This window comes from Peribacillus sp. NPDC055009 (genome assembly GCF_053608705.1).
In genome coordinates this window covers 141,514-159,023 of the sequence record NZ_JBSGVZ010000005.1, presented here as the reverse complement: position 1 = coordinate 159,023, position 17,510 = coordinate 141,514, and the positions used below count along the sequence as shown (strand labels likewise).

Sequence of the window (17,510 nt, the reverse complement as noted above, 5' to 3'; positions counted from 1 at the left end):
CTACCTCCTGCTATTTTTATTTCTTTCTTCTAAACTATCCTTATATCTTTGGTGAGCTATTTTCAGGGCAACAATCACAGACTGCTGCGATGGAGCTAAAAAGTCCGTTTTAATATTCTCTATTAAAGAATCAATATCTTTACTAAAATCAAAACCAACTATCATTCGCTTAAAAAAATCCTGGGCCAAAGTTGTTAAAAACGTAAATTCTGCATTAATGATTATGTGACTTTCTTTGTGAATTTCCAGTACCATCCCAGCGTATTTATAATTTTCATACATGCTCGTATTTTGCGGTGCCTTCGCATAGGCCGTGATTAATAATGTTGGCTGTCCCATATAAAACTACATCCTCTCAAGATTACTTGCATAAACCAGTGGGTGTTACATAATCCCCATTCCAGTTTATATTAATTAAAGACCTCTTGAAAAATGTTTTACCTTTTCCATATCCATCTCCATGCCAAATCCTGGACCATCCGGGATGATTATTTCATAATTCTCATATTTTATTTCGTTTAGCGTAATATTTTCTTTGAAAAGTAACGGTCCAAATAATTCTGTACCGAATTCAAATTTTGGAATGGTTGAATAAAGTTGTGCACAAATGGCCGTTCCTAATGATGATTCAATCATCGTTCCTCCATACAAACCAAAGCCTACACCTTCAGCAATCGCAGCCACCTTTTTCGTTTGGGTCATCCCTCCATGTTTACATATTTTCAAGGCGAAGGAATTACCTGCCCTATGTTTAGCTATTTGGAATGAATCTTGTAATGAATTCAATGATTCATCGGCCATGATCGGGACCTTAAAACGATTGGTCAATCTTGACATCCCTTCATTATCCCAAGCTGGCAGCGGCTGTTCGACCATGGAAACCCCGCCTTCCTGTAAAGCTTCAATGCAATAAATAGCCGTTGTTTCATCCCATGCTTGATTAACATCAACAGTAATGCGTGCTTGATCTCCCACGGCTTCAATAATTTTCAATACATGCTCCACATTCTTATATGGATTACCTTTGCCAATTTTCAATTTAAAGATATTATGACGTTTTTGGTGTAAGGATTCTTTCGCTTCTTCGATATCTTTACTCGTATCCCCACTTGCCAAAGTCCATGCCACTGGCAATGATTTATGAATTTGTCCTCCGAATAATTCATAAGCGGGGATGTTTCTCCTTCTGGCTACTAAATCCACCATGGCTGATTCAACGACAGCCTTCGCAAAATTGTTTCCTCTAACATTTAGTGAAACTTCATGCATGATTTTGTCGTAATGGACGGGGTTTTTTCCAATGATAAGCGGGGCGATATATGTATCAATATTCACTTTGATCGCCTCAGGCGTCCCCTCACCATATGAAGCCCCGCCTATTGTCGCCACTTCCGCCCAACCTTCCGCACCCTCTTCATCCATGACACGGGCAAGAATGATCGTTTGTTCCACGATCGTATGCATGGCAAGCTGATGAGGACGAATTGTGGGTAAATCAATAATGTATACATCAACTGAACGTATTTTCATTTAATCCACCTTTTTAACATTTAATAGATAAAATCCGCTTCTGTTTTTGCTCTTACTTCTTCGATCGTTATACCTGGCATTAATTCAATCAATTTCAACTGTTTTTCAATTACTTCAAAGACTGCCAACTCGGTGATGATCAAGTCAACGCTTCTAGTGGAAGTAATCGGGTAGGTACATTCATTTAAAACTTTACTTTTACCTTCCTTACTTGTATGTGTCATGGTCACGATCACTTTTTTGGCGCCAACCAACAGGTCCATCGCTCCTCCAACACCCATGATATTCTTGCCTGGTACCGCCCAATTTGCAATTTCCCCGGTTTGACCTACCTGCAAAACACCTAAGATGGCAACATCAATGTGCCCTCCACGGATCATTGCAAACGATTCAGCACTATTAAAGAATGATGCACCAATCGATTCCCCTACTGGCAACTTGCCTGCATTAACTAAATTGGGATCGATTTCATCTTCCTCTACATCAGCAACTCCCAATAATCCATTTTCCGTATGGAAAAAAACATTTTCATCATCAATGTACTTTGCAACCAAGGTCGGAATCCCGATTCCAAGGTTCACTATACAAGGACCCGTCAATTCTTTTGCCGCGCGTCTTGCTATCATATTTTGCATTAATTCTTTGTCACTCATAAACTTTGACACCTTCCTTCGTCAGGATTTTCTTTGCCTTAATAATTCCATCGACGAATAGATGCGGTGTTACAATCTCTTCTGGCGAGAGTTCTCCAGGTTCAACTATCTCATCCACTTCCGCAATTACGACATCTGCAGCTGTTGCCATTCCCGGATTAAAGTTTCGAGCCGTTTTATAATAAACAAGATTACCAAGTGTATCTGCCTTCCATGCCCTGATCAAAGCTACATTTGCTCTTATGGCAGGTTCAAAAATATATGTAGCCCCATTTATTTCCCTTTCTTCTTTTCCTTTAGCTAAATCGGTCCCTACACCCGTTTTCGTATAGTAACCGCCTATGCCAGCACCGCCAGCACGAATGGATTCCGCTAATGTCCCCTGTGGTAATAGTTCTAATTCAATTTCCCCACGTTGGTAAAACTCCCCAATTTCACGATTGCTTGTAAAATAAGAACCAATCGCCTTTTTTATTTTCTTCTGGCTTAGGAGAACTCCCAGCCCTTTTCCTTTCTCGCCTAAATTGTTACTGATTACCGTCAAGCCTGCTACATCCTTTTTGGCCAAACCATCTATTAATGTAAGAGGGGCACCGATCAAGCCAAATCCACCTACCATTAATGTATGACCGTTCTTCACACAAGATAAAGCTGCTTCTATATCTTGATGTACTTTCGTCATGTTTTCCCCACCAATCTCACGTTACTTATTTTCAATCAATGAATCACTTGCCTCAAACCAAGCAGGTATTCCAGCAGTCAATAAGCAAATTAGACCCACTTCAGCTAATTGTTCTTCCGAGGCTCCATTTAACCTTGCCGCCTCCATCCATTCCCCAACCTGTTCCCCTTTTAATTCTGTAATGAATATTCCTGTCATCAGGAGATGTTTTAGCCTTTTTGAAACCACTGAATCACTTAATATATAATCTTTGAGGGAGTTTTGGTCTTCCGATTTAACCAGTTTCAAAACATTCGAGACGAATCCCGTCTCCTCATCCCCTAATAGTTCAATCATATAAAGCAGGATTTCTTCTGCTGTTCCTTGATGGCCACTTATTTCGGGATATCGAATGCCTTTAAGTGTAAGAGCATACTCCAAAGACTTCATTCCTGTTTTTAATGCTTCTGTTCCGTTATATAAGTATGAAACTATTAGATATTCCACCAGTTCAGGTAATGTTGCCCCGCCATCGATTGCCCCTTTTGTATGGTAAACCATACTTCGTTCATACAACCTCGCAGCATTCATGCCTACCAGTAATATATCTTTCTCCTTCTTCGTCAAGGCTCCCTCTTGCATGATGTTACTGCGTAAGTTGGTATAGTGATCAAGTGCATAGGGGCTATAATCGTGCATTTTTTTCACCCAGCCTGGTACAACATCATAAACTTCTTTGAAATACAATAATCCCTCGCTCATTCGTCTGCACCTCTTTATATTAATTGTGAATCAAGTATCGAAAGTGCCCTTATAGGTGAGGCTGTTGCATTTTTTAGTTTTAAAGGGATCCCGAAAAAAAGAAAGCGAGAATGCTTAGGTAATTTTTCAAGATTCACTAGATTTTCAACGATATATATATCATGGTTCAGTAATTTTTGATGAATTCCGCTTTCTGAGTCCTGGTTCAAATCGGCATTGGGCAAATCCAAACCGACAATATGTATTTGCTTTTCAATAAACCATTGGGCCACACTATCATCTAAGGCCTGCGCTTCAAAAAAGCCTTCTTCCCCCCATGATTTCCCCCATGTCCTGATGAGGACGATATCGTTTTTTTCTACATACACCCCCTGCCTGCGTTCCGCCTCTTCAAGTAAAGCTTTCGTAACCGGTTCATGTGTCGCTTTTAACATGCTTACATCCAGTATGAGGGCATCACCAAACATATTCTTCAGATTGATGTTTTCAACCGACTCCCCGTTTTCAAAGTAATGTGAAGGCACATCGACATGAGTCCCACTATGGTCAGAAAAAGAAATCAACTTGGAACGGTATCCTCTAGGAAGTGAATCAGATTTCCCCTTTTGTTCAAGAGGTTCATCTTTAATGCCTATTGCAGGTAAATCAATATTTGTAACTAGACCATCGTAAAGTTCCAATGTTAAATCAATGATTTTCAACCATAAAACCCCCAAATTCATTAAGCGTTTACATTATCACGACAAAAATGGCTACCCTAAACATTACTATCAATAAATGACAGCAGGTGTTTAAGGTAGCCAGTTGTTCACTAGTTGTTATTAAAAAAGGTTATTTTTTAATAGCTAATGAATAGGCAATAATTAAGTTTTTTATATATTCTTAATATTACACTATTTTCTGTTAATTTCAATATCTTTTTTTAAAAATAACTGCAAAAAATCAAATTCGTTTTAAAAAAGATTTTATTCCTTCATTAATCTCCACTCTATTTTCAAACACCATTGTATAGTGATTACATGTAGAAACGATCATTTCGATATCAGGCGTATATTTCTTCGTATCAGCATAGGCTTCTTCATAAAATAATGGAGGAAATTCCCCTATTTTCCCACTGGCATACACCAATAACGTTTTACAGGAAATTTGTCTACAAATCTCTTTAGGGACAAAAGAATAAAAACTATCAAAATCCCTAAGAATGCTATCTTCTGATGATTTATTCTCCCAGTGACCATCCACTTCATGAACCTCATACTCCGCCACACTTTGCAGGTGATCCGTCCATTTGATACCCAAACGGCTATAGATTTCCTTAATTTCAGCAATATAACTTTCCTGAGATTCATATTCTTTACTTAATCGGCCTAGTGATGGTTGTACGATGTCCCTTTGTTGTTGAGAGGAAATGGCCGCACCATCCAATAATATCAAGGCCTGTACCGAGGTTAATTTGCTTGCTACAACGCTTGAGATGAAGGCTCCCATTGAATACCCTATCAAAATCGGATTTTCAACCTTTAATTCTTGAATTAACTCAATTACATCTTCTGCATGTTTAAAAAGTGAAGACTGTACATCTGCCCTCGAACTATTTCCCCTCCCTCTTAGGTCAATCGAGATGACTCTGTACTCGCCTTTTAACATTTCTGCATAATAATGCATTTGCTTATGATTACCCGTTAAACCATGTATGGCGATGATTGGCCCTTTCTCTCCAGGATAATCTGCAATTTGAATCCTTTTGTTCCCCAATTCCTTTACATACATTTCCATAGTGACATTCCCCATTTCATGGTTATTAACATAAATCAGCCAGCATATTTAATAAAAAAAGCTATCTTAACTTCACCATCAAGGTAACTTGATCGAGAAATTAAGATAGCCAGTCAGTTCATTAATTTTCATTAAAAAAGGGCTTTTTTTAATGGTTAATGAATAGGCAAGTTATAAATACATGTAATGATTCCATTTTACATGAAGTTCTGATTTTTACAATTATTATTTGATAATTTAGATTTCTCAGTAACTTAAAGTCGGTACCTGGGAATTTTATTGAAGGAGATCCCCTATGGTCTCACTCCAACGTTCAACAACTTCTTTAGGGTTTTTCAAGTCGATTTTAATTCCAGAGCGTATTTCAGCATACTTAGCCATATCCTCCCGTGCCTCTACTATTTGGGCGTGGAATCTTACTCTTTTATATTGGACATATGGCAGTTCTTTTAATCTCTCTAATGAAAGGCGAATATATTGTGCTTTACCTTTCCAAAACAAAACCAGTGTAGCTTTATGGGTACGAATGACATTGGCTGTAGTCGAAGTATCCGGCCATAGGCCAATCCTTAATTCCTTCCGGCTTACCGCTACGATCTCACCTACGCTAATCATTGCAGTATGCGGCCATCCTTCTTCACTTATCGTTAACAGCATCATGGCTTCATGCTGCTTATCGACAAGTTCTTTACCATTTAACAAGTCGAATATCTCTTCTGGCATTTTCATCCCATTCATTTTTTCACCTTTTTCTTTAATTCCCTAGTAATCTGTTATATTTTGGTGCGATATTTCATTCCGTCCCACCGTTTCGCACCGAGAGTATCGATTTCAAATTGATCTAACGCACGATAAGCCAGATGATCAATGATATCGTTAACATTCTCAGGATGATTATAAAAGGCTGGCATCGGAGGGAATATAATGGTCCCCATTTTGGAAAGCGCCGTCATATTCTCCAAATGAATCGTATTCAGAGGGGTTTCTCTAGTCATTAGTAATAATTTTTTTCTTTCTTTCAACATGACGTCAGCAGATCGCGTTAATAAATTATCCGCTAGCCCCATGCGAATGGAAGCTAGTGTTTTCATACTGCAAGGTGCTACGATCATGCCATCAACCCGGTACGATCCACTTGAAATTCTTGCTGCTTGATCTTTGTAAGAATAGGAATGATCAGCTAATCCCTCCACTTCTTTAACAGAATATGATGTTTCATGTTGAATGGTGGCATGTGCCCACGGGGACATGATTAAATGGGTCTCCACTTCACTGCTTTTAAGCATCTGAAGAATCCTAATTCCGAAAATGGCTCCAGTCGCTCCTGTTATTCCAACAATGATTTTCATTAATTCCCCTCCTTACATTAGTCATCGAATCGAAACTTTATGGAAACTTATGCATTGGAAAATCCAGGAATGAATCGACTTGGATCCACCTCTTTAAATTCGGACCTTTTAAATTCATCTTTTAAATGAAATGGTACTGTGCAGTCAAAAATGGTTTTACAGGAAATTCCCTTTTCCTGAATGGTAGGGCTGTATGCGGGATCTTGTGTAGGATCTAACGGGTGACAGCGCACTCCAGGAATGAAAACCGTATCAACATCACCTTGGTAACGAGTATTTAACGCCCATAAAACATCATTGCTATCGAAGGGATCCACATCTTCATCCACGATGAATACATGCTTAAGTTCAGAAAAGGCAGAGAATGCCAATAGTGCAGCTTGTCTTTGGCGCCCTTCATCACTTGGCTGACTTTTCTTGAATTGAAGAACAGCCATGTATTTACCTCCTCCTGAAGTATGGGCATAAACATTCAATAATTTGCCTGGCATGGACTTTTCCACCATTTGCAGAATGCTTGCTTCAGTTGGAATGCCAGCCATATTAACATGCTCCTCACTTGGACCAATAACTGTTTGCATGATTGGATTGACTCGGTGCGTTACGGCTTTCACTTTGATTAGAGGCAGATCCGCAACAGCTGAACCTGTATAACCAGGGAATTCCGGCATTGCTTTTCCAGTATTGGTGTTTTGATCTTCCCGAACGCGCACTCCGGGAACCAATTCCCCTTCTATTACATATTCAGCATTCGCGATAGCTTTTTCATCAATTGTCAAGCATTGGACCAACTCTACCGCTTCTTTCCTGATCGCCCCTGCAACACTCAGCTCATTAAAGCCAAGGGGAGTCGTAGGTGCTTCAAAACAAGCAGCGACTTCAATAGCAGGGTCAACACCGATACTAATGGAAATTGGTAACGGTTTTCCTGCTTTTTCAGCCTTTTCACGAAAAACTTCTAAATGACGGCCAGGAACAAAATACATGGACATCTCATCTTTACTTTGTAAACATAATCGGTGTATCGTTATATCAGATTCACCGGTTTCTGAATCAGAGGCATAGCACATTCCTATGGTGATATACGGACCTGCATCTTCCTCTGTATTCGTAGGCGCAGGTATTAATTTTCTAATATCGAAACCGGGATCTTCTGCATAGTGAACCACTTCTTGAGCTTTCGCTTTATCATTCGAAATGGTGATTGGATCAATTGGGTTTTTTACAGCTTCATTTAAAAGGAACCCGAGCCGCTCGGGTTTTGTATCCAGCATGTGGCCGACTCTTTCCCGGCTGGCTAAAAGTCCGATTACCACGCTTGAATCTTCATGACCCAAAACATGATTGAAAACCATGGCAGGACCGATTTTTGTTGGACGCATCACTGTCCCGCCAGCACCGATATGACGATACACGCCAGATAATTCAGCATGAGGATTGACTGGTTCATCCGTTTCAATCAATTGTCCTGGAATCGACTTCAGTAGTTCCAGCGCAGAACGTAAATCTGTCACTTTATTCATTTTTTCAGACATAATAAATCCCCCTGTCACTTTAAGATCAGTATCCTATGTATAGTCACATTCAAATAACCTATATGTTATCGGTTACAATTGATATTCTAAAGTGTATTTCTACTATACAGTCAATGGATATTTGAAAATTCAAGTAATTTTCTCTACAGGGATTTGCAGCTGACAAAAATCAACACTACTATCATTCTCGTAAAAGGTCGTATCCAATAAGCAAGCGTCCACAACGTCCCCAATAATTCTATAGTGATTTTCACTGATCCATTGAACCAATTCATTTAAAAACTCAATGTTATATGGCATTCCATATTTATATACACAGGCATATTGCCCAGCAGGCAACGTCATCATGTTATCCATATCAGGATCTATAAAAGGTAATGCAGTATATATTCCCGCACCCTCGAAAACATCATCCATTCCAAGTTTATCCTTTAAAATAACCGTGCCAAATCCCTCAGACGGAAGCATTTCATGTTTACTTAATACATTCCAAGCTTTCATAAGCGTTAAATGTAATTCTTCACGGCACAAATCATTTTCAAATGGTATAAATAAGACATGCCTTTCAGGAAATTCTTCTATAATAGGTTTATCCAATTCACTTTTAATATTTTTGGCTTCTGAATATTTCATTAATCTCTGTTGAATAAATGTACGGGTATTCATCAAGGCATTTATTTCTTTATCAATGAATTCTTGATGAAATTCCAAAAGTGACATGGCAGTGGTTAAATTCCGATTTCCTATATGGTCCTTAATATCATTCAGTTTGATGCCAATCGACTTCAAAAAGCAAATTTCCCTTAGAAACGGAATCTGAATGGCACTATAATATCGATAACCATGTTCATCTATATGTACCGGTTTAAATAAACCGATCTTATCGTAATAAATGAGTGTTTGCCTTGAGATACTGTGAATGGAAGCCATTTCACTGATTGATAAGTAATTGTCCATATGCGCTACTCCTCTGCAAATACTTTTTGTGAATTTCCTTCTAAGTCTTATATCATATATTAATTTTTTAATTTCCCTCCTTCCATTCGGCAGCTACAACCGCTTGGAGAGGGTCAGTATTCTAAAGAAATCTTCAATCCCCTCTAACTTTACCATTTTTCCATTTAAAATGAATGGATTTTAAAGGTCCTGCCTATCGAAAAAATGGATCACATCAGCATCTTCATTAATTAGGCAATAGGTGAGAAAGTGAAATTCAATAGATTAAATTTTAAATTGAGTATAAAAAATACTAAGACAGGGGGTTCCGTCGCTTAAGGATTAATGGATTTTTTCACTATAGTCAGCAGTAACATCATTACCAGCTTTATTTACATAAATGATTGATTGGCTATTGGTGGAGATTCTAAACAGCTAGCTTGCGCACCCTAGATATCGATAATAAATTGTATCCTTCTGGATTGTAAAAACCGGAGGGATTAGAAGAATAAATAGGTTGAATCAGGTAATTTGTCAACTCAAATGAAACTAAATTTTAAAAACACTCGGAACTGGTGGAGAAGAAGGAGAAGTAAAACGAGTAGAATACACACGATTGCCCTGGAAGGTAAAAGATGGACCATCGATTGTTAATCCGACTGCCGGATTATTAGGATCGCCTGCTACCAATAAAAAATATCCTACCCCAGACGGTTGAGGGGAGGCTATTACAAAACTACCTCCAATTTCTTTATAAAGGTCAATTTTTGCATTCATGACTTAAATAAGAACTTCGTCAATCTATCTACTAAAAAACGAGCACCTCTTGGGCGATCGTTTTTCATGAATATTTTTTCAAATGTGATTCACAAAACATATCCTGCTTCTTTTCGTTCTACACTATTTCCAGCTGAAACCGCGTTATTTTCTGAAATTCGAAGTTAATGCCCTTCTAAAAGAGTTTTAGTTTAACTCTTACATTGACACAAAAAAAAGCAGAGTCTATAAATTTACCTCTGCTCTTTTTTTATCAAAATTCTTTGATACTGTGACAGATCTTTTGACACTCACACGACCTTTTGTGTCTGTTTCATTTAAAATGATTTTAGTACCAACTTTTGGATTTGGAAAAATTTACATTTCATGTTCCGTAGGCATTAGCATTGGCTGAATAGATTTTTGTTCCAATTTTCCCTGTTACTTTTGCATACTTCTCCATTTTCCCTTTAGTTGTGTAGTATTCAACTGGATTAATAGTCGGCATGTTTGGCGTAACTTTTGTAACGGATATTTTTCCAGATGCATCTTTTGCTGGTACTGAGATGCTGGTACTTGCATTTTGAATGGGAATAGCTACCTCTTATTCGAATTTTAGCCATGCTTTTCCAATACCACTGCCACCGCCTGTAATAATAACAGTTTTTTGATTCATATCTTTCCTCAATATCCCAATTTTAAAGTTCCAAGCGCCTTCGCTGTTAACTATTAGACTTTTTGTTTAGTAAGCCTTAATTAAACATAAACGGATGGTGCCGTTTTTAAGTATTCCCTGTGTATTTGAGCCGCAATAATATTCTTTTGAATTTCTGAAGTTCCCTCATAGATTTTTGTGATGCGTGCATCACGATAATATCTTTCAATCGGAAAATCTTTAATGTATCCAATACCGCCATGAATTTGTACAGCCTTGTCCGCGATTCGATTATATATTTCGGAACCAAGAAGTTTTGCCATTGCTGCTTCTTTGATCACGTTCATTTTTTGATCAACCATCCAAGCGACTCTATAGGTAACAGACCTTAATGTTTCAACGTCTAATGCTATTTCAGCTAAGTAATGCTGAATAATTTGCTGATCAAAGATTGGTTTGCCGAACTGCTCTCTTTCATGTGCATACTTGACAGATAATTCGTATAACTTTTGACAGGAGCCAAGGTTTCGGGCCGCTAGACCTGCACGACCATTCGCAAGAATTTTTAAAGCATTTACATATCCTAGTCCTTCTTCACCAAGTACATTTTCTACCGGAACTTCACAATCCTCAAAAAAGATTTCAGAAGAATGAGAGCCTCTTAGTCCCATTTTTTCTTCAGTTTTCCCGATCACTAATCCTTTACAATCTTTTTCAACGATAAAGGAGGTGATTCCTTTTGCTCCTTTATTAGGATCAGTAACAGCCATAACCGTAAATACATCGGCAATAGGACCGTTCGTGATATAATGTTTAGAGCCATTAAGAATATATTTATCACCTTTTCGGATTGCTTTTGTCTTTAAGGCAACGGCATTTGAACCGGCACTCGGTTCAGTTAATGCGAATGCTCCAATAAGGTCTCCAGTTGCCATCCTTGGTAAATACTTTATTTTTTGATCTTCATTACCCATCTCAACAATCCCAACTGAACCAATACCAGTATGAGCACCAATAACAGTTGTATATCCATTTGATGTACGACCAATTTCTTCGTAAATCGCACATTTTCCTACCATATCAATTCCTAAACCACCATACTCCTCTGGAATGCTAAGCCCAAATAATCCTAGTTCCTTACTCATTTTCATTATATGATCTGGTATTCTATCGTCCCTTTCAATCTGATCAGCAAGGGGATCCACTGTATTATCAACAAAATCTCTGATTGTATTTTTCATTTCTATTAATTCGGATGATAATGTAAAATTCATATAAAGACACTCCTTTTAATTTAACTAGTAGTTTTAAACATAAAGTAAAATTCCAAGTTTATATTTTTTAAGGATCAAATTTATTTTTTTGGCAGTGAATCTACCTTCTCTTTGAACTCTTCTACAAGTTTGCGTCTTAAAATTTTTCCCACTGATGTCTTAGGAAGCTCGTCACGAAATTCAATTACTCGTGGTATTTTATATCTTGCCAATCGACCTTCACACCAGCTTATTAAATCTTCTCCGGTAATACTTGCATCCTTTTTCAATACCACGATTGCTAATAATTTTTCACCAAGGTACGAATCAGGCACACCAAACGTACACGCTTCAGCAACTTCAGGATTTTGATACAGTACTTCCTCGACTTCAGCTGGATAAATATTCAACCCACCCGCAATGACCATATCTTTTTTTCTACCTACTATAAAGTAATAATCATCTTCATCACGCATTGCTATATCTCCTGTATATAGCCAGCCATCACGAATCGTAAGAGCGGTTTCTTCAGGTTTATTCCAGTAACCCTTCATTACTTGCGGCCCTTTTATAATAAGCTCACCACTCTCGCCAGGCGCCAACTCTTTAGTACCTGTTTCTACATTTACTATTTTAGATTCTGTTAAAGGTATTGGGACTCCCACGCTACCAATCTTCCGTTCTCCTTTTACTGGAGTTCGATGAGTTGATGTTGTTGCTTCTGATAAACCATATCCTTCAAAAATACGCGCTCCAGATTTTCGTTCTAATTCTTTTAAGACTTCTACAGGAAGGGGGGCAGAACCGGAAACACAGATTTTAAAGCAAGATAAGTCATACTTTCCTAGATCTGGATGGTTCAATAAAGCAATATACATAGTAGGTGAGCCTGTCATCATAGTTGGTCTGTATATACTAATAGCCTGCAATACCTTGTTTACTTCGAATTTATCTAGAATAATATATGTAGCTGCAATTCGTACAGTATTATTCATATTCGTCATGGCCATAGCATGGGTTAGAGGTGCAACACCTAATATTCGCTCTTCACCTTTTTTCATTACCGTTGAGATAACTTCCCCAGATTGATGAATATTGCAAATTATATTAAAATGTGTCAGCATAACTCCTTTAGATTTGCCCGTTGTTCCACCCGTATACTGTAATACAGCCAAATCTTCTTTTGGATCAATATTTAGTGGAGGAAGTTCAGAATTATTTTCTTTTAATAATATTTGATCAAGGTTGTTCTCATCCTTAGTGAAAAGTACCTTAACGTTTTCAAATCGCTTTATTAATTTGAACTTTTCAGATTGATGCCGTTCGCAAATGAACCATTTTGGATTTGCGTCATCTAGCATATACTCGAGCTCAGATGTTTGATATAAAGGATTAACTTGCACCACAATTCCACCTAAACGCAGAGTAGCATAATAAGAAATTATATAATGAATACTATTTGGTACCATTAAACCGACTCGATCCCCTTTTTGAAACCCTTTCTTATATAAGACCGAGGCAAAAGTATCTACGAATTCCTTTAACTGAGTATAATTCAACTTAATTCGACCATCTATCACAGCTAATTGATCAGGATATTCTAACGCCGTTTGTTTTAACATCTCGTAGATTGATAGTCGAGATATATTATCAATATTTATCACAATCACTTCCCCCCTAGTATGAATGTTCTTTCAGATTATTATCATTCATATGCTGACCAAACTCTGGAGCTGATATTTGATAGTTTGAGATATCTTTCTTTTTTAAGATTTACTGTTGATGTATAGAGAAAGCCTTCTTTTTTACTATACAGCATAATCTTTAAATGTTTGTTAATAGGTTATTTCCCGGTTTCAAGCACAATTCACAAAGCAATCTACAACTAATAAATACCGTTCCTAATTTGCAAATCCTGCTGGTGAAACTATTTATTAAGCACCTAATTGATTAATAATCATCAAACTAACGGTTCATACGGGAATACATCAGCACTTACTTCAAGTGGTGTAAAGCTCGATTGTAAAGATCCTATAATAGAATTTAGACTATCAATCGTCCATCCTTCTGCATTATAAACTGACCGAACCGGACGAGGTTGAGAAAAGACCATGATCTCCTTGCCTCTAACACCAAATATTTGTCCTGAAACATCAGAAGCTTCATCTGAACATAAAAAGGCTACTAACGGTGCAATGTGAGCTGGTGATAGCTGTTTTAGTTTATCCACTCTAGCTTTTTCCTTATCTGTATCAGTTGGAATGGAGCCAATTAACCTACTCCAAGCAAATGGAGCTACAGCATTAGCGGTTACATTATAGCGAGCCATGTCTAAAGCTGTTATTTTGTTAAGACCAGCAATCCCTAATTTTGCAGCAGCATAGTTAGCTTGACCAACATTACCAATTAAGCCTGATGTTGAAGTGAAGTTAATAAATCGCCCGCTTTTTTGTTCCTTGAAATAGGGTGCAGCTGCTCTTGTCATATTAAAGGAACCTTTTAAATGAACCGAGATGACTGCATCCCATTCTTCTTCACTCATTTTAAAAAGCATACGATCCCTTAAAATTCCTGCATTATTTACCACAATATCAATACGACCAAAGTCAGTAATTGCCGTTTCCACAATTTTGTTTGCGCTATCATATTCTGCAACTGATTCGTAATTAGCTACTGCTTCTCCACCTAACTCTCTAATTTCCTGAACAACTTCGTCTGCTACTTTTGTATCATTACCCTTACCATCAGAACTGCCTCCTAAATCATTGACGACTACTTTTGCTCCTTCATTAGCAAGTAGTAAGGATATTTCTCTTCCGATTCCCCGTCCAGCGCCTGTAACAATCGCAACTTTATTTTCTAATTTTTTCATAATTATCCACCCCTTCATTTTTTTACTTTCTGCATTTGCCTTCCAGTAATTAGGTATTTAATAATTTGAAATTTGTCTAATAAACTCTAAAATACTTGGTAATTGAGGTGATTCTAGCCACTTCTTGTATCATTAAGAAGTGAAGTTTATATTTTTTTTAAAACCTATCTCATATTTTTTTCAAAATCTGAATGAAGTTCATCACGGAAATCAGGGTGAGCAATTGCTATTAAAGCTTGTGCCCTCTCACTGAGTGATTTTCCAAACAGAGATGCAATTCCAAACTCCGTTACAACGTAATCAATTTCAGATTTAATAGATGTAACATATGGAATTTTAACTTTTATTCGTGATTGAGCCCCTTTTTTGGCTGTGGAAGGAAGAGCAATAATAGCCTTGCCACCTTTTGAAAGTCTTGCTCCATGAATAAAATCCATTTGTCCGCCAACTCCTGCTACTGGGAAATCGCCCACTTGCTCAGCATTTATTTGACCCGATAGATCAACTTCTAATGCCGAATTGATAGAATGAAAATTACGCATTTTTGATATAACTGCAGGATTGTGTGTATAATCTGAGGGGTATAATTGAATTTCTTTATTCATGTGGGAATATTTATATAATTCTTTTGTTCCAGTTAAAGTTGTACATACTGTTTTATACTGATTAATCTCTTTATGCTCATTCGTAATAACGCCTAGATCGATTAACTCTGTAACAGGATCTGTGATCGATCCTGAATGAATACCAAGGCCTTTTTTCGATTTAAGAGATATTAAGACACTATCCGCAATCTTCCCAAGCCCTACTTGAATGGTAGCATGATCAGGTATCAATTCTGCAACGTATCTTCCTATTTTCATATCATCTTCTGACGGTTTTCCATTCGGAATAGAAAGTAATGGCCGATCGGAAAGCACAAATTGATCAATCTCTGATACATGTACAAGTGTCTCTCCATATGTGAGAGGTAGTTCATTGTTTACTTGTGCAATAACTGTTGCTGCTCTTTTAATTAAGGTTTGTACTGTATCTACGGACAACCCTAAATTACAATAGCCTTCATCGTTTGGGGATGATACTTGTATAAGGGCTACGTCTATTTTTTCTTGGTCTACCCAGCGAGGTATTTCTGAGAGATTAACCGGTAAATAGTCACATGCGTAATTCATATATGCACTTTTTAAGAGAGAAGACCCCAAAAAAGTACGAATTTTAAAGTGTGAGTGACACGTTTGATCAGCATATATACATGGACTGCCAATAACTGCATTATATAGATAAACATTCTGTAAACGTGCCTTTTGGCGAACCAGTTCCTCTACTAGTGTTTGCGGTTCATTGCAAAAAGGTGCAAGAAAGACCTTTTGAAAAGACTGGATAGTAGAAATCGCCTGTTCAGCGCTTGTTTGTCGCGTGTTATATAGAGTAGCCCACTTTTTGATTGTCATGATTATTTCACCTCCGCCGTTATTGTAATAAATCAATGAATTGCCTTTTAAACAAACGTGCACTTGATTATTAAGATTTTTTTTAAAACGCCATTAAATATTTCAAACTTGCATATTCTCGACTACAGTAGTTATTCCTAAGCCACCGCCAATGCAAAATGTGACTAATCCATACTTTTCTCCACGTCTTTCCATTTCATGAAGCAATTTTGTCATTAAAACGCCACCAGTTCCACCGATTGGATGACCTAAAGCAATTGCACCACCATTAACGTTAACACGGTCAATATTAAGTCCTAGTTCTTTAATAACAGCAAGAGACTGTGCTGCAAACGCCTCGTTTAACTCAATAAGTCCGATATCATCGATTGTTAATCCTACTTGTTTCAATGCTTTTCGTGTTGCAGGAGCAGGGCCAATTCCCATAATCTCTGGTGATACACCTGCTGCCGCTTGAGCAATAATTTTCGCTTTCGGTTTTTTACCAAAGCGTTCTGCCGCTTCGTCAGACATCAACAATACAACTCCTGCCCCATCATTACGTCCGCTTGTATTGCCTGCAGTAACCGTACCGTTTTCTTTAAAAACCGGCTTTAACTGAGATAATTTTTCCATGTTTGTTTCTCTTGGATGTTCGTCAACTTTAAATGGGACCAATCCTTTTTTTGTCTTTACTTCAAAGGGAACAATTTGATCGGTAAACAATCCTGTCGATATAGCTCTTTGGGCATTTTCTTGACTTCTAAGAGCAAATTCATCTTGTTCTGTACGAGAAATGGAGTATTTTTCTGCTAAGTTTTCTGCTGTCATACCCATTGTTAAATGTCCGTATGTTTCAATAGGCTGTGCCCGTGGCTGACTTTCAGTATTAGGGTCCAAAATTTCACCATTTCCTGCTCTATATCCAAAACGTGCATTTCGGAGATAGAACGGTGCTGTACTCATACTTTCTGCTCCACCCGCAATTATTACATCTGATAATCCACACATTATTTGCTGAGCCCCGCTATTCATAGCTTGTATACCGGATCCACATTGACGATGGACAGTATACCCTGTAATTTCAATTGGGAATTCAGCGCGTAAAAGTGCTAAGCGAGCCAAATTAGGTGAATCTGTACTTTGTTTTGCCTGACCGATAATCACTTCATCAATGTCCCTTTTATCGATACCCGTACGGATCAAAATTTCGTCCAGTACTTTTGCAGCTAAATAATCAACCTCTACATCTTTTAATGTTCCACCCATTCGACCGACTGCAGTACGAACAGAATCAATAATGACTGCATTTCTCATCTTAACCTCTCCTAACTTATATGTT

Annotated in this window: 16 protein-coding genes; all 16 read right to left on the bottom strand. The window is 37.7% G+C overall.

Annotation, left to right across the window (positions count from 1 at the left end; all coding sequences use genetic code 11):
• Complete coding sequence (locus tag ACWF5P_RS10640; RefSeq protein ID WP_048687694.1) at positions 1-339, bottom strand: DUF3870 domain-containing protein; 339 nt, start codon at positions 337-339, stop codon at positions 1-3.
• Positions 340-414: 75 nt separating this feature from the next.
• Positions 415-1,530 (bottom strand): muconate cycloisomerase family protein, encoded by a 1,116-nt coding sequence (locus ACWF5P_RS10635; RefSeq protein ID WP_260357306.1) that lies wholly within the window; start codon positions 1,528-1,530, stop codon positions 415-417.
• 20 nt (positions 1,531-1,550) lie between these two features.
• Positions 1,551-2,183, bottom strand: coding sequence for a 3-oxoacid CoA-transferase subunit B (locus ACWF5P_RS10630; protein ID WP_101221736.1), 633 nt, complete (start codon positions 2,181-2,183; stop codon positions 1,551-1,553).
• Positions 2,176-2,865 carry a 3-oxoacid CoA-transferase subunit A gene (locus ACWF5P_RS10625; protein ID WP_434169332.1) on the bottom strand — a complete coding sequence of 230 codons (690 nt, stop codon included), beginning with the start codon at positions 2,863-2,865 and terminating at the stop codon, positions 2,176-2,178. The genes ACWF5P_RS10630 and ACWF5P_RS10625 overlap by 8 nt, the downstream gene beginning before the upstream one ends.
• Before the next feature lie 21 nt (positions 2,866-2,886).
• Complete coding sequence (locus ACWF5P_RS10620) at positions 2,887-3,606, bottom strand: carboxymuconolactone decarboxylase family protein (protein WP_452444843.1); 720 nt, start codon at positions 3,604-3,606, stop codon at positions 2,887-2,889.
• 14 nt (positions 3,607-3,620) lie between these two features.
• Positions 3,621-4,307, bottom strand: a complete 687-nt coding sequence (locus tag ACWF5P_RS10615; protein WP_434169330.1) for a cyclase family protein — start codon at positions 4,305-4,307, stop codon at positions 3,621-3,623.
• A gap of 241 nt (positions 4,308-4,548) precedes the next feature.
• Entirely contained in the window at positions 4,549-5,382 is an 834-nt protein-coding gene (locus ACWF5P_RS10610; RefSeq protein WP_230176500.1) for an alpha/beta fold hydrolase, read from the bottom strand.
• A gap of 276 nt (positions 5,383-5,658) precedes the next feature.
• On the bottom strand, positions 5,659-6,120 hold the full coding sequence (locus tag ACWF5P_RS10605; protein ID WP_434169329.1) for a pyridoxamine 5'-phosphate oxidase family protein: 462 nt from the start codon (positions 6,118-6,120) through the stop codon (positions 5,659-5,661).
• 35 nt (positions 6,121-6,155) lie between these two features.
• A complete protein-coding gene (locus tag ACWF5P_RS10600; protein WP_101221732.1) occupies positions 6,156-6,731 on the bottom strand; it encodes a non-oxidative hydroxyarylic acid decarboxylases subunit B in 576 nt (191 codons plus the stop codon).
• A 47-nt stretch (positions 6,732-6,778) separates the two neighbouring features.
• Complete coding sequence (locus ACWF5P_RS10595; protein ID WP_434169328.1) at positions 6,779-8,266, bottom strand: UbiD family decarboxylase domain-containing protein; 1,488 nt, start codon at positions 8,264-8,266, stop codon at positions 6,779-6,781.
• A gap of 129 nt (positions 8,267-8,395) precedes the next feature.
• Positions 8,396-9,223, bottom strand: coding sequence for a MerR family transcriptional regulator (locus ACWF5P_RS10590; RefSeq protein ID WP_101221730.1), 828 nt, complete (start codon positions 9,221-9,223; stop codon positions 8,396-8,398).
• 1,491 nt (positions 9,224-10,714) lie between these two features.
• On the bottom strand, positions 10,715-11,887 hold the full coding sequence (locus tag ACWF5P_RS10585) for an acyl-CoA dehydrogenase family protein (RefSeq protein ID WP_434169327.1): 1,173 nt from the start codon (positions 11,885-11,887) through the stop codon (positions 10,715-10,717).
• Positions 11,888-11,967: 80 nt separating this feature from the next.
• Positions 11,968-13,530 carry an AMP-binding protein gene (locus ACWF5P_RS10580; RefSeq protein ID WP_434169326.1) on the bottom strand — a complete coding sequence of 521 codons (1,563 nt, stop codon included), beginning with the start codon at positions 13,528-13,530 and terminating at the stop codon, positions 11,968-11,970.
• Positions 13,531-13,826: 296 nt separating this feature from the next.
• A complete protein-coding gene (locus ACWF5P_RS10575) occupies positions 13,827-14,738 on the bottom strand; it encodes an SDR family NAD(P)-dependent oxidoreductase (RefSeq protein WP_101221728.1) in 912 nt (303 codons plus the stop codon).
• Positions 14,739-14,902: 164 nt separating this feature from the next.
• Complete coding sequence (locus tag ACWF5P_RS10570) at positions 14,903-16,189, bottom strand: acetyl-CoA hydrolase/transferase C-terminal domain-containing protein (protein ID WP_434169325.1); 1,287 nt, start codon at positions 16,187-16,189, stop codon at positions 14,903-14,905.
• 102 nt (positions 16,190-16,291) lie between these two features.
• Entirely contained in the window at positions 16,292-17,485 is a 1,194-nt protein-coding gene (locus tag ACWF5P_RS10565) for an acetyl-CoA C-acyltransferase (RefSeq protein ID WP_434169324.1), read from the bottom strand.
• Between the last annotated feature and the right edge of the window lie 25 nt (positions 17,486-17,510).

Excerpts from the sequence above, each read along its gene's own strand:
- ACWF5P_RS10595 (WP_434169328.1), bottom strand. The coding sequence starts at position 8,266 with ATGTCTGAAAAAATGAATAAAGTGACAGATTTACGTTCTGCGCTGGAA.
- ACWF5P_RS10575 (WP_101221728.1), bottom strand. The coding sequence starts at position 14,738 with ATGAAAAAATTAGAAAATAAAGTTGCGATTGTTACAGGCGCTGGACGG.
- ACWF5P_RS10600 (WP_101221732.1), bottom strand. The coding sequence starts at position 6,731 with ATGAAAATCATTGTTGGAATAACAGGAGCGACTGGAGCCATTTTCGGA.
- ACWF5P_RS10625 (WP_434169332.1), bottom strand. The coding sequence starts at position 2,865 with ATGACGAAAGTACATCAAGATATAGAAGCAGCTTTATCTTGTGTGAAG.
- ACWF5P_RS10620 (WP_452444843.1), bottom strand. The coding sequence starts at position 3,606 with ATGAGCGAGGGATTATTGTATTTCAAAGAAGTTTATGATGTTGTACCA.
- ACWF5P_RS10635 (WP_260357306.1), bottom strand. The coding sequence starts at position 1,530 with ATGAAAATACGTTCAGTTGATGTATACATTATTGATTTACCCACAATT.
- ACWF5P_RS10605 (WP_434169329.1), bottom strand. The coding sequence starts at position 6,120 with ATGAATGGGATGAAAATGCCAGAAGAGATATTCGACTTGTTAAATGGT.
- ACWF5P_RS10585 (WP_434169327.1), bottom strand. The coding sequence starts at position 11,887 with ATGAATTTTACATTATCATCCGAATTAATAGAAATGAAAAATACAATC.
- ACWF5P_RS10590 (WP_101221730.1), bottom strand. The coding sequence starts at position 9,223 with ATGGACAATTACTTATCAATCAGTGAAATGGCTTCCATTCACAGTATC.
- ACWF5P_RS10640 (WP_048687694.1), bottom strand. The coding sequence starts at position 339 with ATGGGACAGCCAACATTATTAATCACGGCCTATGCGAAGGCACCGCAA.
- ACWF5P_RS10570 (WP_434169325.1), bottom strand. The coding sequence starts at position 16,189 with ATGACAATCAAAAAGTGGGCTACTCTATATAACACGCGACAAACAAGC.
- ACWF5P_RS10630 (WP_101221736.1), bottom strand. The coding sequence starts at position 2,183 with ATGAGTGACAAAGAATTAATGCAAAATATGATAGCAAGACGCGCGGCA.
- ACWF5P_RS10565 (WP_434169324.1), bottom strand. The coding sequence starts at position 17,485 with ATGAGAAATGCAGTCATTATTGATTCTGTTCGTACTGCAGTCGGTCGA.
- ACWF5P_RS10610 (WP_230176500.1), bottom strand. The coding sequence starts at position 5,382 with ATGGAAATGTATGTAAAGGAATTGGGGAACAAAAGGATTCAAATTGCA.